Raw genomic sequence first — 23,217 nt, 5'->3', positions numbered from 1 at the left:
TGCGTGCTATTGCGCCAGACGCTGGCACACTTGCGCGCTATGCCTTTCACGAATTTAGGTTTGGATGCGAACATTTTGCGGGCGGTGACGGAAGCGGGTTACGTTGAACCCACGCCCATCCAAGTCGCCGCCATTCCCCCGATCATTGGCGGCCACGATCTCATCGGCATCGCGCAAACGGGCACCGGAAAAACCGCAGCGTTCACGCTGCCTATTCTCACGAAGCTCGCCAATTCGAGCACAAATCAGCATCGCGCGACACGCGTCCTGATCATCGCCCCCACGCGCGAACTCGTCGTGCAAATTGAGGAGAACGTAAAGGCGTACTCCAAGTATCTGCCCCTGACCGTGGCCACCGTGTATGGCGGCGTTGGGGAACACCCGCAGATCAAGGCGCTGCGCGCTGGGACGGACATCATCATTGCCACTCCCGGAAGGCTGATCGACCTGATGGGCCAGCGCTGCGCAAATTTCTCGCAATTGCGGCACCTTGTGCTCGATGAAGCCGACCGCATGCTCGACATGGGATTCTTGCCATCCATTCGCCGGATCGTGCAACAGTTGCCCAACAAACGACAGACCCTGCTCTTCTCAGCCACATTGTCGCGGGAGATCGAGGCCTTGACCCACGATTTCCAGCGCTCGCCGAAAACAATCCAGATCGGCCGTCGCGCCAATCCTGCCGAAACGGTGACGCAGTTGGTGTATGAAGTGCCGAAACATCTGAAGACGAGTCTGCTTCTCCATTTGCTGGCGGAGCCGGAGATGAACATGGTGCTCGTTTTCTCGCGGATGAAACACAGTGCTGACCGGCTGGCGCGGCAACTGGAACAAAAGGGGATCCGGACCGCGACCCTGCATTCCAACCGTTCACAGAATCAACGGCTGCGCGCTTTGAAGGACTTCAAATCAGGCGCGGTCCGGGTGCTTGTCGCGACCGATATCGCCGCGCGCGGCATTGACGTGGACGGCATTTCGCATGTGGTGAATTACGATTTCCCGATGCATCCCGAAGACTATGTGCATCGCATTGGACGCACTGGCCGCGCGCATGCCGTGGGCGATGCGATCAGCTTCGTCACACCCGAAGACCATGCCGAGTTGCGGTCGCTCGAGCGGTTCATCGGCCGCGGCCTTGTGCGCAAGCGCGCGGAAGGTTTCAACTACGGGGTTCAACCCCCGCAAGGCGAGCGCCCTGCAACTGAGCACGCGCAGGGCAATCGAGCTTCCCACTCCAGCCGATCAGGACACCAGCCGCATCGAGGACCCGCGGGATCAGGATCACAGCGTTCGTGGACGCCACATCGAAGACGCCGCTGATCACCCCGCGGTTGTTCCTGAAATCAAAACAACAGCCTTTGGCTTGATCACGCGCGAACGTGTGCTCATGTTTTCGGCAAAGCTATCACCGCACGATTGGCACGGCCGGCGGCGCGTTGCTCAAAGTGTTTCAATATTATGCGACGACTTTATTTCTCGTTCCTCAGCTCGTTGATTGCATTCCTGGCTGTCTGCCAGGCGGGCGCCGCGGATTCCGGCGTGTTGGTGCAACAGGATGGGCAAAGAGCTGTCATCACGTGGCCGATGTCCGCAGAACAGTCAGGGACGGCAATCGTCAATCTGGACTCAGCGCAGCCGTTGATTGAGTCGCTCGCGATATCAGGGGAAGGCCAGCCACCGAAGGTCATCGCGCGCGGATTGAATCCCGTTACGATCCTGACAGTCGGCAGCCGCGACTCAACGAACCCGCAAGGCTGGGGAGCGTTCTTCGACAACACACCGCGGCGGCACTACGAAACGTACGCCGTCCAACTGGGAAGGCGCCATGTGCGCACAACCCATCTGGGCACGCGCACGACAGTCAGCGTCGCGGAGGCAAGCGCGGGAACATTCGCTGGCGACCTCCGCCTGACGTTCTACCGAAACAGTCCGTTGATCCATGTCGAGACAGTCCTGAAAACGGAGCAGGATTGGCGGGCAATTATTTACGACACGGGGTTGTCCACTGAACGAGTCAACTGGGATGCTTTCGCGTGGAACGATCCCTCGGGCCAGCTGCAGAGCGTCGCGCCTGACCCTGCGGCTGAAGCGCGGCCCATCAAGGTCGCTGGCCGAACGCTTGTGGCACGCAATCAGCAGGGCAGCCTCGCGGTGTTCCCGGCACCGCACCGCTTCTTCTATCCGCAGGATGAGGCGTACAATCTTCATTTCGTATGGCAGGGAAGCGGATACCGGGGACACGTTCGCGGCCTCGGTTTTGGAATTCGCCAATCGACGACTGGTGATAACCGTTACGTCCCCTGGTTTAACGCGCCGCCTGGGACGGAACAGTCGTTGGGAGTCTTTTATCTCCTTTCAGCTGACAGCGAACGCGGGACGCTCGATGAGGTCGCGCGCTACACCCGCGGCGACCATTACAAGCGTGTTCCCGGCCACATCACGTTCACGAGCCATTATCATGTGGAGCATTCCAAGCAAGTGCTGGACGCGCGAAAACGCGGATCCACCAATGCGCTGCCACCAGAACTGGAATCTCCCGGGTTCATTAAAACATTCAAGGCTCGCGGGGCTGAGATCGTTCACCTCGCCGAGTATCATTACGAGGATGGATCACGCATTCCCGAAGCCGAACGGCTGCACAAATTAACGGTAATGCATGAGGAATGCCGGCGGCTCTCGGACGACAAGCTGCTCCTGCTTCCTGGCGAAGAGCCGAACGTGCATCTCGGCGGGCATTGGCTCAGCCTCTTTCCCAAGCCCATCAACTGGACGCTGAATCGGCCTGCAGGAAAGGCGTTCATGGAAGAAACGGAAACCCACGGCAAAGTCTATCGAGTCGGCAATCCCGCCGATGTGTTGAGGCTTTTCGAGGCGGAAGGCGGCCTCATGTGGACGGCGCATCCGCGCATCAAGGCTTCGTTCGAGTATCCGGACCGTTACAGGAACACGGAATTCTTCCGCTCGGACAGATTTCTTGGAGCTGCATGGAAGGCAATGCCGGCTGACCTGTCGCGGCCGACGCTCGGGTGGCGCGTCCTGGATCTGCTCGATGACATGTCGAATTGGGGCGCGAAGAAGCAGGTGCTGGGAGAAGTGGACACGTTCCTGATGGAACCTGATTTTGAAACCTACGCGCACATGAACATGAACTATCTGAGGCTTGCAAAGCTTCCCCGCTTTGACGAGGGCTGGCAGCCTGTGCTCGATGCGTTGCGCAGCGGGGCCTTTTTCACGACAACAGGTGAAATTCTTATTCCTCGCTTCAACGTGGGCGGACGGCAAAGCGGGCAGACGCTGGCAATCACCAATTCGCATGTGGTGATGGAAACGGAATTGGAATGGACGTTCCCGCTTTCCTTTGCGGAAGTCGTGTCGGGCGATGGAGAGAAGACTTACCGTCAGCGCATTGATCTTTCCGACACTGAAAGCTTCGGCCATCGCTCGCTTCGAACGCCAGTGGATCTCAGCGGAAGGACGTGGGTGCGTTTTGAGGTGTGGGATATTGCTGCCAACGGCGCCTTCACGCAGCCCGTGTGGATCGAGCGGCAACAGTGATTCGCACTTGTCCAGCGCACCTTGCGCAACGCGGCAGAACGTGGTTTTCTCCCGGCATGGCACTCCCAAATCCGACGATCATTCCAGGGCTGCGCAGCCCTTTCGATCAAATTGACGGCATTGTTTATTTCGGCCGAATGATCGATAAGATCAGGCTCGCGGCCGCAGGCAAACTCCCACCCGACTGGCAGGCCGCCCGCGGCACCTCGATGTCAACGAGTTTCGACTCGCGCTGCTGCCGGTTCCTTCAGATCGATTACGCGAAGTTGGAAATCGAAACACTCAAGGGCGGAAGCGATGAAGAACTCCTCGATTGGGCATTCAAGAACGGACGCAGGCCCAGTGAGGAAGAGATCGAGATATGGAATGCGTTCATGATCAAGCGGGGCTGGCGCGATGCGGGAACGCAACGCTTGAATGAGCGGCTCGCCGAATTGGGCCTTCCTCCGGGAACTGTTCAAACGATGTTCGAGTTCATCGATTTGGACGAAGGCCGGCTGAAGCTTCCCCAATAGCTGTAGATTCCTTCAGCAGGCGCAGATCCTGCAACATTGCATCCGCTGACTGCGAGTCGCGGACCATGCAATCGCGTGTATATTTCCGCGGTGAAAAGTGTGCCCGCCGAAGCAAGCATCCACGCGTGGTTTGAAAAGCGCGGCTGGTCTGCTTTCCCCTTTCAGCACGAAGTTTGGGAGCGCATCGGCCGCGGAGACTCGGGTCTGCTCCATTGCACAACGGGCGCGGGAAAAACGTTCGCCATCTGGTTCGCCGCCCTGCTGCAGGGGATGCGCCGCGACGATCGCGGCGGCGGCATGCGCGTGCTCTGGATCACGCCGCTGCGCGCCCTTGCCGCAGACACTGAGTCTGCCCTCGCGTCATCGACTGCAGAACTGTGGCCGCACTGGAAGGTCGCCCGGCGCACCGGCGACACCTCGGCGCACAAGCGGAAGAAGATTTCAGAACGTCCGCCTGAATGCCTGGTCACCACTCCCGAAAGCGCAACGCTGCTCCTGAGCCAGCCCACTTTCCTGCATCACTTCCGTTCACTTCAATTGATCGTAGTTGATGAATGGCATGAATTGCTTTCGACGAAGCGCGGAGTTCTCACAGAGCTCGCGCTGGCGCGGCTGCGGACGCTGGCTCCGACGGTGCGCGTTTGGGGCTTGTCGGCGACACTTGGCAATCTGGCGGATGCGGCACTGGCGCTCGGTGGTTACGATGGCGAAGGCAATGCCCGTCCAATGGCGCTCGTCCAGGGCGGCCCCGTGAAACGCACTTCCATCAAGACATTGCTGCCGCCCGCGGTGGAACGCTACCCGTGGGGCGGGCACCTCGGATTGCACCTGCTGAACGGCGTGACGGAGTTGTTGCGCAGGCATACGACCAGCATCGTATTCACCAACACGCGATCGCAGGCCGAGCTGTGGTTCCAGGGCCTGGCGCAGGCGATGCCTGATTGGGAAGGCAAGCTGGGGTTGCACCACGGCTCGCTGTCGAATGAAGTGCGGGCCGATGCCGAGGACGGGCTGCGCACAGGGCGCCTGCGAGCCGTTGTTGCGACGTCCAGCCTCGACCTTGGGGTTGATTTCGCGCCCGTGGACGCGGTGCTTCAAGTCGGCAGTCCCAAAGGCGTTTCCCGGTTGCTGCAGCGAGCGGGACGCAGCGGACATCGGCCCGGCGCCGAGAGCATCATCTATTGCGTTCCAGCCAACACCCTCGAACTCGTCGAGATTGCGGCGGCGCGCGACCTCGCCATTGCGGGTAGCCTTGAAGGACGTCCGCCCTTGCGCGCACCGCTCGATGTCCTTGTTCAGCATCTCGCCACCGTGGGCGCCGGAGGAATGGATGAGGCTGGCGGTTTTGATGAGAACGCGCTGCTCGCTGAAGCGCGGACCACCCTCGCTTACCACAGCTTGACTGATGCGGAATGGAGCTGGGCCTTGGATTTCACCGCGCGCGGCGGGCAGTCATTGAAGGCCTACCCTCAATTCGCGCGGCTTACTCATGAGAACGGCCGCTTCATGATGCGGGACGAACGGCTGGCGCGGGAACATCGCATGAACATTGGCACGATCACGAGCGATGCCTCGATCCAGGTTCAATTTGTTCGCGGGGCGCGGCTGGGTTCGGTTGAGGAATCTTTTCTGGCGAAGATGAAACGCGGCGATCGGTTTCTTTTTGCGGGGCGCAACCTCGAACTCGTTCGCGTGCGGGACATGCGCGCCCACGTGCGGCTTGCCCGCAAGGGACCGCGCGGCGTGCCTCGATGGATGGGCGGGCGCCTGCCGCTCTCAACGCGCCTCGCGGAAGGGATGCGAACCCGGCTCGACGCGGCGCGGCGCGGGATTTTCGACACGCCTGAGATGGAGCGCTTGCGGGGCGTTCTGGAAATCCAGTCGAAACTCTCGGCCATTCCAGCCACAGACGAACTGCTCATCGAGAAGTTCAAGAGCCGCGAGGGACATCACCTCTTCATCTATCCATTCGAAGGACGTTTGGTTCATGAGGGGCTGGGCGCGTTGTTTGCCTACCGCCTGGGACGGCAGCATCCCACCACCTTTTCACTGGCATTCAACGATCACGGGATGGAACTGCTTTCGCCAGACGAAGCGGATTTGGAGCGCTCCCTTGAAAACGGATTGTTGAGTGATGAGAACCTGCTCGAAGATATTCTCGCCAGCATCAATGCAGGCGAAATGAGCCGCCGACAATTCAGGGAGATTGCACGAATCGCCGGGCTCACGCACGAAGGCGTGGGGCGCTCGCGCAAATCCACCCGGCAGCTGATGATCTCCTCATCCCTGTTGTATGAGGTCTTTCAGCGGTATGAACCGTCCAATCTCCTGTTGCATCAGGCGTCGCGCGAGGTGCTGGAAAATCAACTGGAACAAACCCGGTTGCGGGCTGCGCTCCGGAAAATGAGCGCGAGCCGCATGCGAATCGTTGACCTTGAGTCGCCGTCGCCGTTCGCGTTCCCGATTTTCGTCGAACGTTTTCGCCAGGAACTCAGCCTTGAGGAGCTCGCCGATCGCGTCGCGCGAATGGAGCTCGTGATCGAGAGCGCGGGTGAAACAAGGCCGCGCAGGCGCCGGGAACCCGCCCATGCCTGAGCGGGAACTGGAATTTCAAGTGGCAGGCGAAAACGTCCTGGCGTTGGCGGAACGCGCTCTCTTCTGGCCGCGCACACGCACCCTGTTCGTGGCCGATGTTCACTTTGGAAAAGACGCCACCTTCCGCCATGCGCTTCGGTGGGTGCCGCCTGGAACGACGGCGGACGACATCAGCAGGCTGAGCGCGTTGGTGACGGAGTATGGCGCTGAACGCCTCGTCATTCTCGGAGACACCTTTCACTCGGAACACGCGCGTGAGGAAGACACCCTTCGACAATTGCAGCAATGGCGCGCGCAGCTCGACGCATGCGTCGTTCTCGTGAAGGGGAATCACGATCGGCGCGCGGCCGGCGTGGCGCGGACGATGGGCTGCGACACGGTTGAAGAGGGCCATGCAATGCCGCCGTTTTTCCTGCATCATCATCCCCTCGATGAACCCGCAGAAGGGTACGCGCTTTGCGGGCATGTGCATCCCGTCGTGGTGACGCGCGGCATGGCAAGGCAGCGGTTGCGGCTTCGCTGTTTCTGGATCCAAAAGCATCAGTGTGTATTGCCCGCGTTTGGTGGGTTCACCGGCGGCCACACGGTGACGCCCTCCCCGGATGACCGGGTGATCCTGGTGGCGGGCGGCGGGGTGCTTGAAGCAAAGACGCGGGCGCGGGGTTGAGATGACCCGCGATGCAGGCTTGCGAACTGCGAGTTCGAACGGCTCAATCTGTGCATGAAGCTGAGCCCGCATCCGAGCCTTCCGTCCACCACATGCACAATGTCGAAGGGCGGTTCACTCAAGGAGTTGCTCGGTCCCGAGGCGATCGCCTGCCTGGCGCACAACATCTCCCTGGTGCACCGCAAGTTCGATCGCTCTGCGTTCCAGCGTACGGCGATGAACGCACTCGAACCGCTGAGCATCCTGCAGCGCGGACAACATCTCGCCAGCGCATTGAGAAACCATCTCCCGGCCAGGTATGAAGCCGCGGTGGAGATTCTCATTGCGTCCCTGACCCCGCCCGTTATTCGCACCACCGACCTCGGTTTGAACACGTTCTTCTATTTGCCGCATGTTGCATTTGTTGGGAAGTATGGTTTGAACCCAGATAACAGTGAAAGCAGCATTGCAGTTGCGCAACAGAGCCTGCTGAACGTCATCTCGCCATTGCGCCGCATGTCGGACTGGGCTAAACCGTTGCCATGCCTGCGAAACCTAAAAGCCGGAAGGATCGGGATCTTGAAAAATCCATTTCTCGCGAAGAGTTCGTTCTCAAACTGCGCCGCCTGGCCGATGCGCTTGAAACCGGCAAGCCATTCGTCATTCAAGTCGGAGGAGAACGCATTCGCCTGCCCAAGGATGCCGTTCTCAGCATTGAGCATGAGCGGGAGAAAGGCGCCGAGGAATTGGAGTTCCAGGTGAAGTGGAAGCGGGCGGCTGCAGCCGCACGGACAACTCGCAGAGATGATTAAGTTCATCCCGCACTCACCTGTCGCTGGGCTGCCACCGAATCGACGCCTGACGCTTCTATGACACGCGCCGTTTCGGTTCTCATTCACGAAAGCCAGTTTCCGAGCCGCCTGCGAACCGAGTTGCTGGAATCGTTTCGCACCCAAAAAGTTAACCACAAGTTCCTCTACGATAGCGTCCGCCAGACATCGCGCTGGCAGGCTGTGCACGAGGCGTGTTCTCCCGCGCATAACGATCCGGAAATTCGAGCGGTTTACGATCGCGGCTTTGAATACGCAGCAACCCGGCTGTTGGCATCCCAGGTTGAATTGGTCGCCCTGGGATGCGGCGGCGGGCATAAGGACGCACGGTTCCTTCAAGTGCTACGACGTTCCAACAAGGCCATCGCTTGTTTTCCTTGTGACGTCAGCACACCGATGGTCTTGACCGCAAGGGAGACAATCCTGAACGCCGTTCCAAGCATCCACTGCTCCCCTGTTGTGTGCGACCTTGCATCGGTGCAGGATTCCGCGGAACTGTTTCCACGACCTTCCAGTTGCGAAACCCGGCGGTTCGTGACGTTCTTCGGAATGATTCCCAACTTCGAACCCTCGGTCATTCTGCCCCGGCTGGCGGCAATGCTGTCGCGGGACGATCTCCTGCTTTTCAGCGCGAACCTGGCGCCGGGACCTGATTACGCGGAGGGTCTCAGACGGGTGCTGCCGCAGTATGACAATGCTCCCACGCGCGAATGGCTCTTCGGTTTCCTGTATGACCACGGTGTGGAACCGCATGACGGCGAACTGCGTTTCTCAGTCGTGGAACCTGACGGAAATGGATTGAAGCGCATTGAGGCAACGTTCTCTTTCCAACGCGCATGCTCGATCCGCGTTGAAGGTGAATCGTTTTCGTTCTCGCCCGGTGATGCATTCCGTTTGTTTTTCTCCTATCGATACACGCCGGGCCTGTTGGAAACTGAACTGCAAAAGCACGGCCTCATTGTGCGTGAACGCTGGGTTGCGCATTCAGGAGAGGAAGGCGTCTTTTTAGTGGTTCGCGATTAGGCAGTGAAGAGGAGGCCGGGTCTCTCCCACCCCTCGTTATTTCTACAGACACTGGGGTTTACAACGCGTTGACTTGATAAAACGCGGCGGTCATATTCGCGGCATGGACCTCGATATCTCGCATCTTCTCGAGCACTGGGACTACAAACCGGGCCAAGTGGTTGTTCGGAGGTTCAAGGGCCGGGATGGAATTGAAAAGATTCAACTGCGCGTCGACCTCGGTTTGCTGCAGATGAACGCGGAGGGGCGCCCTGACGGTAAGCAGCCATTTGGCTTTGGTTCACTGTTCGAGTTTTATGAATCGAAACTCGAAAAGCATGTGTCCGAAAACGATGGTTCCGCCGATGGCTTCAAGCTCAAGGCGGAAGAATGTTCAAAGCTGCAATTGGAATCACTGCAGTATCATCACCGTTACATCTGCATGCTCCAACTCGGCGATTACGAAAGCGTCATGCGCGACACAGATCGCAACCTTTCGCTTTTCGAATTCGTCAGCAAGTTCGCGGAATCCGAAGATGTCGCCTGGTCACTCAAGCAATTCCAGCCCCAGTTGCTCATGATCCAGACCCGCGCCCAGGCGATGCAGTCGTTGGAGGCGGGAGATTATCCGACGGCGATCAGCCAGGTGGAAGAAGGTGTTGAACGGATCCGCGCCTTCTTTCGCGACCAGGTGCGTCCCGAACTCATTGAACAAAGCGGCGAGATTCAGTCCTTGGAGGCGTGGCTCGCGGAAATCCGGGATAATCGCCCCTTGTCTGCGCGCGAAAAGCTGGAACTGGCGCTTGGAGATGCAGTGAAGCGGGAGGATTACGAGCAGGCAGCGCAATATCGCGACGCGTTGCGTACGCTGGAGTCACAGGAAAAATCCTCCCCCTGAGCGCGGTCGTCAGCCCTGCGGGAACAATTGATAGAGCAGCAGGTAAATCACGACGCCCGTCACGGAAACATACATCCACAGCGGCCAGGTCCAGCGCGCGATTTTCTTATGCTTTTCGAATTGTCCGGCGAACGCCCGATACAGCGTGAGCAGAACGAACGGTCCGATCACCATTGCCGCCACCAGGTGCGTGAAAAGGATGAATAGGTAATACGGCCGGAACCATGCCGGATTCCTAAAGCTCGTGTGCGCCGTGCCGTGCGTCTGTTGCATCCACACGTGGTACGTCACATACCCAACCAGAAAGAGCAGCGACGACACGCACGCGGCAACCATCACGTTTCGATGAGCCGCCTGTTTTCCCTGCCGTATCATCCGATATCCAATCACCAGCAGGGTTGCGCTACAACCGTTCAACACCGCGTTCAACGCCGGAAGGTCTGCGGGATTCATCGCTCCCGCTCCAGCTTCCTCACGGCATCGAGAAGCCTCTGCTTTGAAACGCTCCATTCCACATCCCCCGTTTCAAACACACCGCGCAACACTCCGTGGCGATCGACCACCACGAAGATGGTGCTGTGAATGAAGAGGTCATCCACTGACTCGCGCTCCTCCGGCGCTTTCTCGATGGCGGTCAGCTTCAATCCATCAATTGCAGCCCGGGCAATCTCAGTCTTGCTGCCCGTCAGAAACATCCAGCGGTTCGAATCAGCCCCAAAGCGCTCCGCGTATTGCCTGAGGATTTCAGGAGAATCAAAATCGGGATCGGTCGTCAGCGAAACCAGCCGTGTTCCGCTCCCCCTTGGCAGCGCAGTTTCGAGTTCCTTCATCTGCCGCGTCATGCGCGCACAGGGCCCCGGACAACGGGTGAAAATGATGTCGGCAACCCAAACTTCGCCTCGGAGGTCCGCGAGCGATACTGCGGAGCCAAACTGGTTTGTGAGGGTGAAATTAACAACCTGCGCAATCTTCGGAAGCGGTGGGCCTGCACGCAATCGCAACTGAAGGAACACGATCAACGTCACCGTCAATGCAACCAGCAGGAGCCCGACAATGGCTGCCGTTGAAAATCGACGCGATGGAGATGTCACAACAAGCGGTTACTCAAAACTGGTGGCAGCGCCGACCTTGGAGGCGAGCCACTTGTCATAGTCTTCCTGGGTGTCCACGACAATAAACCCTTGAGCCATGCTGGCATGGCCGTTGCCGCACAATTGGGCGCAATAAACCTGGAAACGTCCGACCTGCACCGGCTTGAACCACATCGGAACACGCATCCCCGGGTTCGCGTCCTGCGCAGCACGCATGGCGGGAATCTTGAATGAGTGGATGACATCCTTGGAGCTGACGTAAGCGATAACGGGCCGGTTCACTGGCACGTGCATCTCATTCAACACCTGCACATCGTCCTTGCCCGCGGGATCATTGGGATCAATGCCGAAGGCATTGTCGCCTGCGACGAAACTCATATCCTGTCTTCCGATCACGCCGTCAGGACCGGGGTACCTCGCGTTCCATGCAAACTGTTGTCCAACCACCTGGATGACGGTTGAGTCTTCTGTGCTGGGAAATTGTTTGACCGCCTTTGCCCAGACAGGAACGGCGACAAGCACGAGCAGGCCGGCCTCTACGCCAGCCACGAGAAGCTCGATGTAATTGGTGACATGGCTGCGCACACCGACGGGATCGGCTTTTGGTGACCGGGATTGATGGAAGCGAAAGAGCGCGTAGGCAAAGTAGCACAGCCACCCGACGAAGAGCGCGATCATGAGGAAGTGGATATAAACGATCAGGTCATCCACGCCCCGCCCGCTTTCAGATGCGAGCTGCGGCAGACCGAGCAGATTGTAAAAGGACTCCATCATATGAGACGTTGCATTAAACCGAATCAGGCGACGCAATCGTGGCCGCCTGCGCGGCGGCCTTGCGTTTGATGTGCACGAAGAAAGCGACTATTCCGCCAAGCACCCCGGCTACGACGATGCCCAGCGCAAGGATTGCGAACGCGGCGCCTTTTGCCATCGGCGCATCGGATTCCCCGTAACACACGGCACAAGCGAGGGCTTGCATGGGAGAATTCATCCCGGCCAGCAGGAGAAGAACGATGAGAATGCGGGAAGCGCAGGTTTTCACAGAAAGCTCACGTTTTTCAGTTTCTTCAGGAAATATTTTCCGTAGACGAGCACCGCGATCCCGCCGAGGACACCAGCAATCGCCCAGAGCAGGTCGCCGCTTGCGCGTTCTGCGGCGTAGGTTTTGAACTTCCACGCGGCACAGCCAAACGCCAGCGAACTCAGGGCTGTAACGAAGATGAGATGAAAAGCTTTGAGCGACATAACTTTATTTGGGGGCAACGATCCTGGGATGGTCGAATTGCCCCAGCGAACTTAACCCAAGTAACGCGACAAAGAAAATCACAGTGAACCCGAGAACAATCAGCACAAACTTCCGCTCGGTGACGATGTGCATCAGGAACGTTGCAACGAGTGTTGCATTCACAGCCGCGACCGCCAGAATCAGCGCAATCTTCAAGCCGTGGCTGTTAAGCGGGGCGAAGGAGGCTGCGACCATGGCAAGGGTGCCGCACAGCACGCCCAGCAGGACTAGAAAGCAGCGCTTCGTGTAGGCGCTTATATTGGAAGGCGTCAGGTCATCCATAAATCAGGTCAGGTAAAGGAGCGGAAAAAGGAAAATCCACACGAGGTCGACGAAATGCCAAAACAATCCCGAGACCTCAATGCGGTTCGTGAAGCGTTCCGGCTCGGTGTGCCACATGCGGCTGCCTGGCCCCCAAAAATAGGCGATCACCAGAACGCCGCCGAGAATGTGCAACGCGTGCAAACCCGTCATCGTGAAGTAAATCGCCGTGAACGTGTTATGCGCCGGGCCGTAGTTGCCGATCTTTCGAATATCCGCGGCTGGGACCGCCACGTCCTTGTGCTCGTGCTTGTGGCCTCGCATCGGTTCGTTGATCTCCTTCAACGTTTCCGCTTCAAACCCATTCAACGTCACGGACGCCAAATTGAACTGTTTACCGCCCTCCTTGAATGACTTGCCCTTGAAGCCATGCAGCACGCGTTCCTGCTGCGGGTCGGTTGCGTCGACGTAGCGCGCGTCCACAAAATGACCGTCCACATAGGTTCCGTCGGTTTTCAACACCTGGTAATGGTGAAACTTATCGCTGTATTCGTAGGCTTTGATTCCAAGAAACGTGAGCGCCAGGAGGATGGTGCACGCATGGTAAAACTTGAATTTGCCAAGATCCCGAACCTTGCACGCGGCCCATGCCAGCAGGGTGGTCACGGCGGATAAAGCAAGGATGCACGTGTTGAGGGTTCCGAGCGGGACGCTCAGCAAACCTCGAGTCCAGGTTCCGTCCGGGGCGCCAACGCGCAGCAGGATGTAGGCGGAAAAGAAGCCGCCGAACAGCATGACTTCGGACGCGAGAAACAACCACATGCCGAGCTTGGCATTGTAAACGCCGGTGTCCGGACGGGGTTTGACTGCGTAAGGAATTTCCATGTGCTGATGAATCAGTGTTTGGTTGGTGCGCCTGAATCAGCCTGCGACAGGAAATCGTCGCCCACTTTGCCAATGGGGCTGTATTCATAAGGGCCGCGATAAACCGTGATGTCGTGGGTGAAGTTGCCGTGCGGCGGCGGCGTTGGCGTCTGCCACTCCAGCGTGGTGGAATCCCAGGGATTATCCGATGTCACCTTCCGGCCGTTCTTGATGCTCCAGAACAGGTTGATGATGAATGGAATCTGCGCGACGGCGAGACCCACTGCCGCCCAGAGGATGTACACATTGAGGTGCATGACCATGTCACTGAGGCCGCCGATCACCGCAGCGCCGGATTTCTCCAGCACCGACGCGGAATAATTCGCACCCCCATCAGACATGCGCCGCAACATGCCTGACATGCCTTGGGCGAACATCGGCTGGAAAATCAGGTTCATGAACACCAGCGAAAGCCAGAAATGCACCTTGCCCCAGAACTCGTTCATCATCCGGCCGGTCAATTTCGGGAACCAAAAATAAATGCCCGCAAACAATGCGAAGATCGTCCCCGGCGCCACCACGTAATGGAAATGGGCGATGACGTAATAGGTGTCGTGCAAATGAATATCGCTCGCACTGAATCCGAGAGGCAGGCCTGTCAAACCACCAATTCCGAACATCGGAAGGAATGCCAGCGAGAACAGCATCGGCGTGTTGAATCGAATCGACCCACCCCAAAGCGATATCAGGAGGCACGTCAGGATGATCACGGACGGAATGGAAATGATCATCGTGGTCGTCTGAAAGAATGTCGCAATGACTGTTCCCATGCCGGTCAGATACATGTGATGCGCCCAGACGATGAACGACATGAACCCGAGGCCGAGCGAAGCGAATACCATTGAACGATAGCCCCACAGCGGCTTGCGCGTGTTGTTGGCAATCACCTCCGCAATGATTCCCATCGCCGGCAGGATGAGCACATAGACCTCGGGATGCGCAAGGAACCAGAACAGATGCTGCCACAGGAGCGGACTGCCACCACCGCTGATGTCTGCCATGTTTCCGCCAACCGCCAGTCCCGTGGGAAGAAACAGGCTGGTGCCAAACACCTTGTCCATCAACTGCATGATGCCTGCGGCTTCCAGGGGAGGAAACGCAAGCAGCAGGAGGAACGCCGCGACAAATTGCGACCACACAAAGAACGGCAGCCGCATCCACGTCAGGCCGGGCGCCCGCAATTGCACAATGGTCACGATGATGTTGGCCGAACCCAAAAGCGAAGAGGTGATCAGGAAGACCATGCCGAGAAGCCACATGGTCTGGCCGTTGGTGGCGATGGCTACGGCGAGTGGCGGATACGACGTCCACCCCGCCTGCGCGGCTCCGCCGGGGATGAAGAAGCTGGCGAACATGATGATGCCGCCGAAAAAGTAAAACTGGTAACTCGCCATGTTCAGACGGGGGAAGGCCATATCGCCAGCCCCGACTTGCAGCGGCACCAGGTAATTTCCGAACGCGCCCGTCGCCAGTGGCACAATCGCAAGGAACACCATGATGGTTCCATGCATGGCACCAAAGGAATTGTAGAGGTCTGCCGACATGATCCCCTTGGCCGCGGGTTGACCCAGCACCATCTCAAGCAAAGTTCCAACGATTGGGATGGGCTGGCCTGGATGCGCAATCTGCCACCGCATCATCAGCATGAGGAAGAAACCGAGCAGCAGGAAGGCCAGCGCGGTCAAGCCGTACTGAATGCCAATGACCTTGTGGTCAACCGTGAAGACGTACTTCCGCCAGAAGCCCAGGTCGTGGGCGTCGTGGTGGACGTCTGCGTGTGAAACTGCGTGCGTCGCCTGCATGTTCGTTCGTTCCTAAAAAGCTGTTGGACAAAAAGACAGCGCGTCTTGTCGTCGAACAGGAGTAAAATCCGCGTTAGTCAACTTCAGTGACATTTCAGTGTCAACGGCAGAGTCAGCTGATCTTAACTATCATTTCCACTTGTCCAGAACCATCACCGTGAGCAGCAGTGGGAGGTATAGAATGGATGCATAAAAAAGCTGGCGCGCGCGCGCGATGGTCAACTGGCGGGCGAATTGAACCGCAAACCAGAGGAACGCCACTCCCAGCACCAGCGCGCCCACGAGGTATATCGGCCCCGTCAGTTTGAACAGGAATGGGCAGATGCTGATGGGCAACAAACCCAGCGTGTGGCTCACCGCCTGGCGCGCCGTGCGATGCCCTTCCGGATCGATCACTGGAAGCATCTTGAATCCCGCCTTCTCGTATTCTTCGCGATATATCCACGCGATCGCGAGGAAATGCGGCAATTGCCAGAATGCAAGGATTGCAAACAGCACCCATCCTTCTGTCGTGAGTTCGCCGCGCGCCGCGGTCCATCCCATCAAAGGCGGAAGTGCTCCCGGAATGGCGCCGATCGCTGTGTTCAACCAGGTCACGCGTTTCAAAGGCGTGTAGATGAACAGATAGCTCAGCAATGAAATCGCGCCGATAACGCTCGTGGTGAGATTCACAGCCAGCGCCAGATACAACAATCCGGCGCAGCCGCACACCCCGCCGAAAATCATTACGGTCGTGGGCTGCAGCCGCCCTGAAGGCAACGGCCGGTTGCGCGTGCGTCGCATCTTCGCATCGTGCTCGCGCTCGAGAAGCTGATTCAGCGCCGCCGCGCCGCTTGCGACCATGGCCGTTCCAAACACAGCGTGAAACATCAGCGCGTAATTCACCGGCCCCTCAAACCCGATGTAAAACCCAACCAGCGTCGTCAAAACGACAAGGAAAGTCAGCCGCGCCTTGGTGAGATCAGCATAGACGGCGAACCAGCTCTTCTCGTCGGGAACAGCGTCGATCAATGTTGGTGCAGTTGCTTTCATCTCTGTGATGCGCCTGCCGTGACTCCGCTTCTGCCAGTGAAGCGGCGCGCGTCACCTGGCAAAAAGGGCGCGCGCATTGAAAAGGCAAGGCTGCGAAAAGTGAATATACACAGCAGTGCACCCGTGGCCAGAGAAAGTACACCCACCACCACATGCGCAGTCGCCACGTCAGCCGCCTTATGGGTCAACACGGTTGCAATTCCCAATCCGACCTGCGCCAGAATCAGACCCAGCCACACGGCGGAGCATCGTGCCGCGAAATGGCTCGATTCCCCAAGCCGTCGTGAGCGCCACAAGGTTCCAGCGCAATAAACCACCGCGGCCAGGATCACCACCGCCATAAAACGGTGCGCCATGTGAAGATGAATTTGAAATGGGGTGATTGGATTCGCCGACGAGATCTCCACACGCTGCTGGTTGTACCGAAGAACGGATTCCGGGTCGGTTGCCGGCCAAAGCTCCCCATGCGCGAGCGGAAAATCCCATATCGCCAACCCCGCATGCTGGTGCCGCATGGTGGCCCCAATCAGCAACTGAATAAAGATCAGCACCGTCGTCGCGAGAATCGCGAATCGCGAGGCCCGGGACCCTGCACGCACTGGCATCCCCACCGCGCCCTGTTCAAGGGGGGACGATTGATGCGACACATGACGCCGCCACGTGCGGCTGGTGAACAGAGCGATGATGCACAGCAGGACAAAGAAAACTTGGGCTAGCGCGGCGTGGAAGATGCCCAATTGATCCTTAAACAGCACGACCCTCAAGCCGCCCAGCAACCCCTGAACCTGCACGAGCACAAACACGATCCAACCAAGCCGCACGAGCCCGTGGGACGCGGCGTCGTTCCTGATCCACACCAGCGCCGCGAGCAACACCACGCCGCCGATGCCAGAAAGGAAAAAGCCTGTTCCCCTAAGGCTCGGCCAGAGAGTGACCATCAAAAGACCCGCGAGCAGTTCCGCCGCGCCAATCCACGCGAGCGGCTTGCGGGAAGCGCGGCCACCCAACCACCGCGTCAGGGCTACCACCATCAGGCCGACAACCGACGCCCAGAGCCGATGCGTGTGCTCGTACAACGCACCACCCGTCCAGAGGTGAATCGGCAGCGCGAACATGTTGTAGCCGTAACTGGTCGGCCAGTCCGGCACTGCCATGCCGGCGCCCTTGCTTGTCACGAGCCCGCCAACTGCAATCAACAGCAGGGTCGCGATGGCGGTGGCGACCGCAAAGGCATGAACACCGCGGGATGTTGAAGAAGCGTGAGACATCAGTTCTTGAAAAAATAAACCGCTGCGAGCCTGCGCCCACAGCGGTCTTAAGAAAGGTTATGATTATTTGACCTCTAGAACAAAATCCACTTTCGCCGCCGCGTCGCTTACTTCGACTTCCTTGTCGAGCCCGGTGGGAGCTGCCTTGCGATGGAGTGCTGTAACTGTGTATTTGCCTGCGGGCACATCTTTGATGGCGAACTTGCCATCCTTGTCCGTCACCGCAAAGTACGGGTGATCGACGACAGTTACCCAGGCGAACATCCAGGGATGCACGTCGCATTGGAATTTCAGGAAGTTTTCCGAGGCTGCAAAAGTGAATGGAAGATCGGGGCCACCTTGCATTTGCGCGCGATTCTCTTCCTTGTTGGCGCTGCCGGCTCCGGGCTTCGTATGGACGTTGTGCAATGCGGGATCGGAATTCTTGACCAAAAGCTTCTGGCCAGTTTGTACCGCCAGAATCTGTGGCGTGTAGATGCAGCCTTTTTGATCCAGCACAACTGGCTTCGCCGATGCGCCCGTCGACTTGCCGCTGACGTTCTTCAGCATCACGACCACATCCGCCAGTCCCTTGTCTGCACCCACGACGTAGAACTTCGTCGTCGGCACACTGGAATGGAGCTTTCCGCAGTTCGGATCATCCTTCAACGGGGTGATCGCTTTTTCTGCCGGAGGATTGCCATTCAACGTGACCGTGCCGGAAATTTCTGCGGCCGTTGCAACGCCTGCAGCCAAACCCGCCGCCAAAACCAGGAGAGAAGTCATTTTCATAAAAACGTCGTTTGCTGGGTGAACATGGTGCGGCGAAAAACTATCACCCTAATATTTCCCGGGCAAGAGCCGCAGCACGGTTTCACCGGGGCTCATTCACGGAGTGACGCCCCCTTATCCAAGTAACGTGAGTGCGTCGTTGCGTAGCGGCGCTTCAACTGACGTCAAACACCGGGGCAAGCGTTCAGCCCACCCCGAGTGTTTTAAGAACCGACATCCGCGGATTCGGACGAGCCGCGAATCAAATGCGCGGATCCGATGCCTTCCAGATCATGTCGGCCACCGTTCGTCCCGCGGGGATGAATGGCAGCACGTGCTCGCTGTAAGGCACCACCACATCCAGGACGTAGGGTCCGTCTGAATCGAGCATTCGCTGGATGGCGGGCTTGAGATCGCGCTTGTACATCACGCGTTCGCAGGGAACGTTGAAGCTGTTGCAGACGCGCACGTAATCGGGATAAATCTGCGCACGATTTTCCGGGTTGCCGAGATATGTGTGGCCGCGATTCCCCGCGTAAAACTTATCCTCCCACTGCACCACCATTCCCAGATGCTGGTTATTGAGGATGATCGCCTTTGCGCCAATGTGTTCCACGTGTGCCGTGGCCAGTTCCTGGATGTTCATCAGGAATGAGCCATCCCCATCGATATCAACCACCTGCCGGTCAGGAAAAGCGACCTTTGCCCCTAGCGCCGCCGGATAGCCATAACCCATGGAGCCGAGTCCGCCGCTCGTGATGAACTGGCGCGGGTGCTTGAACTTGTACCACTGCCCCGCCCACATCTGGTGCTGGCCCACGCCTGTGGTGATGATCGCATCGCCGTTGGTCAACTCATACAACGCGGCAATCACACTCTGCTGCAGGATGACCTGGTCCTCATGGCCGCACAGGTGGTCCTTCATATGATCGCTATTCACGATTTCTGTCGTGATGCTGTAGGTGAAGGGGCCTTTCTTCTTCCACTCGTCAATCTGGGCAAGCCACGCCGTGTGTTTCTTCTCCATGGGACGCTTCGCAATCATTGCGTTGAGACGTGTCAACGCGTCCTTGATATCCCCAACAATCGGCAGATGGGCCTTGCGGTTCTTGTTCAATTCCGACGCGTCGATGTCCAGGTGAACAATGGTGCCGTGCTTGCAAAACTCCTCGAACTTGCCCGTCACGCGGTCATCAAAGCGCACGCCGAACGCGAGCAGCAGATCGGCCCCATCTTTGATCTTTACCATCGGTTCGTCGAAGCTGGCGCGCTGCTTGTATTCGCCGTTCACTGCCCAGTTTGCGAACGCAGCGCCGTGCATTCCCAGCCAGCGCATCGAAAGCGGATGGGTTTCCGGAAACGCACCAATTCCCATGAGAGTCGTGGTCACCGGAATATTCGTTGTCTCGGCGAACTTCTTCAATTCCGCCGCCGCGCCGCTCGTGATGATTCCACCACCCACATACAACACGGGCCGCTCAGCTTTCTCGATCAGCCCCACAATTTCGTTCAACGCGAGTTCGTCCGCCCGGAGGTCAGGCTGGTTGTATCCACGCAATCCGGCTTTAACCTGCTCCAGCGTCGGCCACACGGGTTGCGTCTTGGCCTGCTGGATGTTTTTCGGAACATCAATCACGACAGGGCCAGGACGTCCCGACTCGGCAAGGTAAAATGCCTCGGCAACCACGCGCGGAATGTCGTTCACATCGGTCACCAGGTAGGAATGCTTCACGATTGGCAGCGTGACGCCGATGATGTCCGTTTCCTGGAACGCACCACGGCCAATCATGTTCTGGTTCACCTGCCCGGTGATCGCCACCAGGGGGCATGAATCCATGAAGGCGTCGGCAATCGCGGTAACAAGGTTGGTGGCGCCGGGGCCGCTTGTGCCCATGCACACGCCAGCCTTGCCAGTCGCTCGCGCGTAACCTTCGGCGGCAAAGCTGCCTCCCTGCTCATGCCGCGGGAGGATGGTGCGGATTTTGGATTTCGTGAGCGACTGGTGGATTTCCATGCTCGCTCCGCCGGGATAGGCGAAAATGACTTCCACGCCGGCGCGTTCCAGCGCCTCGACGAGGATATCGCGGCCGAACATCAGCGGGCCGACCTCGGCGCGCGGTTTGGCGGAAGATTTTGCGGTGCGCGACGCCGGTTTTGCGGCGGCGCTTTTTTTCCCGGATTCGGATGTCTTGCTCATTGCTTTTCTGGTTTTGGCTGCGGCGCGGGATAACAAAAAACCCACGACCGTTTCCAGCCGTGGGTTTTTGTCGAAATTTTTCCTACTCCCGACAAGCACCAACGGCGTCGTGCGCTACTACTACGACGACTACGCTCAGGACTGCTTGTCGGATATTGCCGAACATTGGCACAAAGCCTACGGATTGAACGTACTCTGTCAAGACAACATCCAAGAAAGCAGCTTGCTTTCATGACATAAATCAGCAAATTGCAGCGCCGATGGGACTATCAATCCAACCCGTGACGCTCAGCCCGGAGCAGATCGCCGAACTCAACAAGAAGGTCGCCACGCTTCGGCACGATATCAACAACAACCTCACGTTGATTATCGCCGCCCTGGAACTCATCCGCAGCAAGCCGGAGATGGCGGACAAAATGTTAGCGACCATGAACGAGCAGCCGATGAAGATCAGCGCCTCGATGGCGAAGTTTTCTGACGAGTTCGAGAGGGCGCTGGGTATTTCCCGCGGCCAGCAGTAGATCGTGAGCAACAGCCGGCAGATCGCGGTGTTTCTACTCGTATGAAATCTTTCCTGGTCCTCGGCTTCAGCCTGGCGTTTGGAATTCTCAGTGCGATTTCCGTCCAGGCTCAAAACACACACACCAATCTGGTCGCGCGCAACCCTGCTGCCACCACCGCGTTGAGAAGCCTGGATGCGGGCATCGTAGGCGTGCTCACTGAACCGCAACGCCAATCCGTTGCTGAAAGCCTGGCGGCAAAGGATGGCAAATTGCGCGAAATTCACGGAAAAATTCGCGAAGCCCGCGCCGAAATGATGACGATGACCGTGAGCGGGCGTTTCGATGAAGCAGCAGTGCGCTCGAAGGCCAGGGAAATTGGGAATCTTGAAGCCGAGGTTGCCGTCATCCGCATGCAAGCGTTGGCCCACGCGCAACCGCCGTTGAACCCCGAGCAGGTCGAGCGCCTGAAGCGCGCCATTCCCAATCAACGGCCGGTCCTGCGCCAGCCGGAAAACCGCCCGGGACGCCAGCGCATCCTGCAGGGTGGACCGCCGCGCGACGCGAACGATCTTCCGCCTCGACGGTAGACTCACCTCTTCGGGTCCGGCTTTTACCTTTAGTCGCATCGGGGCGTCTGCCATAGTGCGCGCAAATGGAACGGACTGAAGCGGAACTGATAGCCGCCGTAGTGCGGGGCGACCCCGCCAGCTTCGAGCCATTAATCCAGAAATATTCTCCGAGGGTTTTTGCAACGGCGCGGCGTTATGCCCGCCGTGAAAGCGAGATCGAGGACATCGTTCAGGAAGTCTGGTTCAAAGCCTATCAAAAGCTCGCAAGTTTTCGCGGCGACGCGCCCTTTGAGCATTGGCTCATGCGGCTGGCTGTTCGGACCTGCTACGATTTCCTGCGGGGACACCAGCGCAACCGGGAATCGATGTTTTCCGAGCTCACAGAGCCTGAGGAGGATTGGCTGGATCGATTCGTGACGCAGCCGGAGACGGCGAGCGAGCACGCTGACGCGGCAAAACTGCTGATCCATCGGATCATGGATCAACTTTCTCCCCCTGCGCGTCTCATCATCACGCTGCTGGAGATCGAGGATCGGTCGGTGAAGGAGATCTCGCGCCTGACAGGCTGGTCGATCCCGCTCGTAAAAGTACGGGCATTCCGAGCCCGTGCGGAAATGCGAAAGCTCCTCGCCAAGATGGCTAAAGACAAGTATCTGTAACCCGTGCAACTTTTGCGCGTCTGAAAAAAATGTCGGTATGAACCTGTTGGATCTCGAAAAGAAATTGATCGCTGCCGGACGTCTCGAAACTCCGAGTGACCGCGTGCCCTACGCGTTTGAAAAGCGCGTCCTCTCCCATTTAATCGCCCGCCCGATTTCAACCGCTGCCCTCTGGGCGGAAGCACTCTGGCGCTCCGCGGGTGCCTGCCTGGCGATCGTCGCCGTGATGGGCGCAGTCGCGTTGTTTAGCGATCATTCCAAGGAGAAGCCGGCTCCGAATCTCGCCGTCGATTTCGAAAAGACAATGCTGGCGGCGCTGGACTCCGAATATCCGCGGTGAACACGTGGAAAGTCATACTGGCGACGGTGATTATTTTCGCCGCCGGTGCGTTAACCGGGGGTTTGCTCGTTCGCCACTCCCAGTTCCTCCAGGCTGAGTCGCCCCGGCCGGAAAACGGCAACGCGGTGAATGGCTCCCAAACCAATTCCAACCGCGGCATCAAACTCCCCGCGCCATTGATGGGGCCCCTCCGAAAAGATTTCGTCGATCGCCTGCAACGGGAATTGAAAATGGACCAGGCGCAGCGGGAACGGATTGAGCGGCTCATCATTGATGGACAGGAAACCACGCGGCTCATCTGGCTCGAAGTGGAACCCGACATCTATCACACCATGGTGGAAACCAAGGACAAGATCCGCGCGGAACTCACCCCCGAGCAACTCGAGAAATTCGAGGAATTGTTGAAGCCAAAGCACAAGACGCCCGCCTCAACAAATGCCGTTGCGATCGCCGTGACGAACTCAATTCCGGCGAAGCCTTAGCACTGCAAACCTC

General features: G+C 58.3%; 27 protein-coding genes. 14 read left to right on the top strand and 13 right to left on the bottom strand.

Annotation, left to right across the window (positions count from 1 at the left end; all coding sequences use genetic code 11):
- The first annotated feature begins 39 nt into the window (after window positions 1-39).
- From VEH04_20525 to pdeM, 5 genes are all read left to right on the top strand, one after another.
- Window positions 40-1,320 carry a DEAD/DEAH box helicase gene (locus VEH04_20525; protein ID HYG25161.1) on the top strand — a complete coding sequence of 427 codons (1,281 nt, stop codon included), beginning with the start codon at window positions 40-42 and terminating at the stop codon, window positions 1,318-1,320.
- Between the two features lie 138 nt (window positions 1,321-1,458).
- Window positions 1,459-3,555 carry a hypothetical protein gene (locus tag VEH04_20520; GenBank protein ID HYG25160.1) on the top strand — a complete coding sequence of 699 codons (2,097 nt, stop codon included), beginning with the start codon at window positions 1,459-1,461 and terminating at the stop codon, window positions 3,553-3,555.
- 56 nt (window positions 3,556-3,611) lie between these two features.
- A complete protein-coding gene (locus VEH04_20515) occupies window positions 3,612-4,070 on the top strand; it encodes a DUF5069 domain-containing protein (protein HYG25159.1) in 459 nt (152 codons plus the stop codon).
- Between the two features lie 90 nt (window positions 4,071-4,160).
- Window positions 4,161-6,665, top strand: coding sequence for a ligase-associated DNA damage response DEXH box helicase (locus VEH04_20510; protein ID HYG25158.1), 2,505 nt, complete (start codon window positions 4,161-4,163; stop codon window positions 6,663-6,665).
- Complete coding sequence (pdeM, locus tag VEH04_20505; GenBank protein HYG25157.1) at window positions 6,658-7,332, top strand: ligase-associated DNA damage response endonuclease PdeM; 675 nt, start codon at window positions 6,658-6,660, stop codon at window positions 7,330-7,332. The genes VEH04_20510 and pdeM overlap by 8 nt, the downstream gene beginning before the upstream one ends.
- Before the next feature lie 114 nt (window positions 7,333-7,446).
- Here pdeM and VEH04_20500 read toward each other — a convergent pair whose 3' ends face one another.
- The gene (locus VEH04_20500; protein ID HYG25156.1) at window positions 7,447-7,725 is read right to left on the bottom strand and encodes a hypothetical protein; all 279 of its coding nucleotides are present in this window, start codon (window positions 7,723-7,725) and stop codon (window positions 7,447-7,449) included.
- Window positions 7,726-7,853: 128 nt separating this feature from the next.
- On the opposite strand from VEH04_20500, the gene VEH04_20495 reads away from it, so the two are divergent.
- The 3 genes from VEH04_20495 to VEH04_20485 all read left to right on the top strand — a co-directional run bounded on the left by VEH04_20495 (window position 7,854) and on the right by VEH04_20485 (window position 10,041).
- Window positions 7,854-8,123 (top strand): amphi-Trp domain-containing protein, encoded by a 270-nt coding sequence (locus VEH04_20495; protein ID HYG25155.1) that lies wholly within the window; start codon window positions 7,854-7,856, stop codon window positions 8,121-8,123.
- Window positions 8,124-8,180: 57 nt separating this feature from the next.
- Complete coding sequence (locus VEH04_20490) at window positions 8,181-9,164, top strand: L-histidine N(alpha)-methyltransferase (protein HYG25154.1); 984 nt, start codon at window positions 8,181-8,183, stop codon at window positions 9,162-9,164.
- Between the two features lie 103 nt (window positions 9,165-9,267).
- A complete protein-coding gene (locus tag VEH04_20485) occupies window positions 9,268-10,041 on the top strand; it encodes a UvrB/UvrC motif-containing protein (GenBank protein ID HYG25153.1) in 774 nt (257 codons plus the stop codon).
- Between the two features lie 9 nt (window positions 10,042-10,050).
- Here the strand turns inward: VEH04_20485 and VEH04_20480 are convergent, their stop codons facing one another.
- The 12 genes from VEH04_20480 to ilvB all read right to left on the bottom strand — a co-directional run bounded on the left by VEH04_20480 (window position 10,051) and on the right by ilvB (window position 20,549).
- Window positions 10,051-10,494, bottom strand: a complete 444-nt coding sequence (locus VEH04_20480) for a DUF420 domain-containing protein (GenBank protein HYG25152.1) — start codon at window positions 10,492-10,494, stop codon at window positions 10,051-10,053.
- A complete protein-coding gene (locus VEH04_20475) occupies window positions 10,491-11,132 on the bottom strand; it encodes an SCO family protein (protein HYG25151.1) in 642 nt (213 codons plus the stop codon). The genes VEH04_20480 and VEH04_20475 overlap by 4 nt, the downstream gene beginning before the upstream one ends.
- Window positions 11,133-11,141: 9 nt before the next feature.
- Window positions 11,142-11,906, bottom strand: a complete 765-nt coding sequence (locus VEH04_20470) for a cytochrome c oxidase subunit II (GenBank protein ID HYG25150.1) — start codon at window positions 11,904-11,906, stop codon at window positions 11,142-11,144.
- A 13-nt stretch (window positions 11,907-11,919) separates the two neighbouring features.
- The gene (locus tag VEH04_20465) at window positions 11,920-12,174 is read right to left on the bottom strand and encodes a hypothetical protein (GenBank protein ID HYG25149.1); all 255 of its coding nucleotides are present in this window, start codon (window positions 12,172-12,174) and stop codon (window positions 11,920-11,922) included.
- Window positions 12,171-12,377, bottom strand: coding sequence for a hypothetical protein (locus VEH04_20460; GenBank protein HYG25148.1), 207 nt, complete (start codon window positions 12,375-12,377; stop codon window positions 12,171-12,173). The genes VEH04_20465 and VEH04_20460 overlap by 4 nt, the downstream gene beginning before the upstream one ends.
- 4 nt (window positions 12,378-12,381) lie before the next feature.
- Complete coding sequence (locus VEH04_20455) at window positions 12,382-12,699, bottom strand: hypothetical protein (protein ID HYG25147.1); 318 nt, start codon at window positions 12,697-12,699, stop codon at window positions 12,382-12,384.
- 3 nt (window positions 12,700-12,702) lie between these two features.
- Window positions 12,703-13,563 carry a cytochrome c oxidase subunit 3 gene (locus VEH04_20450; protein ID HYG25146.1) on the bottom strand — a complete coding sequence of 287 codons (861 nt, stop codon included), beginning with the start codon at window positions 13,561-13,563 and terminating at the stop codon, window positions 12,703-12,705.
- A gap of 11 nt (window positions 13,564-13,574) precedes the next feature.
- Window positions 13,575-15,404 carry a cbb3-type cytochrome c oxidase subunit I gene (locus VEH04_20445; GenBank protein HYG25145.1) on the bottom strand — a complete coding sequence of 610 codons (1,830 nt, stop codon included), beginning with the start codon at window positions 15,402-15,404 and terminating at the stop codon, window positions 13,575-13,577.
- Between the two features lie 129 nt (window positions 15,405-15,533).
- The gene (cyoE, locus tag VEH04_20440) at window positions 15,534-16,436 is read right to left on the bottom strand and encodes a heme o synthase (GenBank protein ID HYG25144.1); all 903 of its coding nucleotides are present in this window, start codon (window positions 16,434-16,436) and stop codon (window positions 15,534-15,536) included.
- Window positions 16,433-17,704: a COX15/CtaA family protein gene (locus VEH04_20435; GenBank protein HYG25143.1), complete on the bottom strand. Its 1,272-nt coding sequence runs from the start codon at window positions 17,702-17,704 to the stop codon at window positions 16,433-16,435. The genes cyoE and VEH04_20435 overlap by 4 nt, the downstream gene beginning before the upstream one ends.
- A gap of 63 nt (window positions 17,705-17,767) precedes the next feature.
- The gene (locus VEH04_20430; protein HYG25142.1) at window positions 17,768-18,475 is read right to left on the bottom strand and encodes a hypothetical protein; all 708 of its coding nucleotides are present in this window, start codon (window positions 18,473-18,475) and stop codon (window positions 17,768-17,770) included.
- Between the two features lie 241 nt (window positions 18,476-18,716).
- Entirely contained in the window at window positions 18,717-20,549 is a 1,833-nt protein-coding gene (gene ilvB, locus VEH04_20425; protein HYG25141.1) for a biosynthetic-type acetolactate synthase large subunit, read from the bottom strand.
- Here ilvB and VEH04_20420 point away from each other — a divergent pair.
- The 6 genes from VEH04_20420 to VEH04_20395 all read left to right on the top strand — a co-directional run bounded on the left by VEH04_20420 (window position 20,494) and on the right by VEH04_20395 (window position 23,204).
- Complete coding sequence (locus VEH04_20420) at window positions 20,494-20,886, top strand: hypothetical protein (protein ID HYG25140.1); 393 nt, start codon at window positions 20,494-20,496, stop codon at window positions 20,884-20,886. The two genes, ilvB and VEH04_20420, sit on opposite strands and share 56 nt — an antisense overlap.
- 46 nt (window positions 20,887-20,932) lie before the next feature.
- Window positions 20,933-21,172, top strand: coding sequence for a hypothetical protein (locus VEH04_20415; GenBank protein HYG25139.1), 240 nt, complete (start codon window positions 20,933-20,935; stop codon window positions 21,170-21,172).
- Between the two features lie 41 nt (window positions 21,173-21,213).
- On the top strand, window positions 21,214-21,741 hold the full coding sequence (locus VEH04_20410) for a hypothetical protein (protein ID HYG25138.1): 528 nt from the start codon (window positions 21,214-21,216) through the stop codon (window positions 21,739-21,741).
- 65 nt (window positions 21,742-21,806) lie between these two features.
- Entirely contained in the window at window positions 21,807-22,382 is a 576-nt protein-coding gene (locus VEH04_20405; GenBank protein HYG25137.1) for an RNA polymerase sigma factor, read from the top strand.
- A gap of 37 nt (window positions 22,383-22,419) precedes the next feature.
- Complete coding sequence (locus VEH04_20400; GenBank protein ID HYG25136.1) at window positions 22,420-22,722, top strand: hypothetical protein; 303 nt, start codon at window positions 22,420-22,422, stop codon at window positions 22,720-22,722.
- Window positions 22,719-23,204: a hypothetical protein gene (locus VEH04_20395; protein ID HYG25135.1), complete on the top strand. Its 486-nt coding sequence runs from the start codon at window positions 22,719-22,721 to the stop codon at window positions 23,202-23,204. The genes VEH04_20400 and VEH04_20395 overlap by 4 nt, the downstream gene beginning before the upstream one ends.
- The last annotated feature ends 13 nt before the right edge of the window (window positions 23,205-23,217 follow it).

It is taken from the genome of Verrucomicrobiia bacterium (assembly GCA_035629175.1).
In the GTDB taxonomy this organism is placed as follows: domain Bacteria; phylum Verrucomicrobiota; class Verrucomicrobiia; order Limisphaerales; family DASXHY01; genus DASXHY01.
This window is presented reverse-complemented; position numbering and strand designations above follow the sequence as displayed.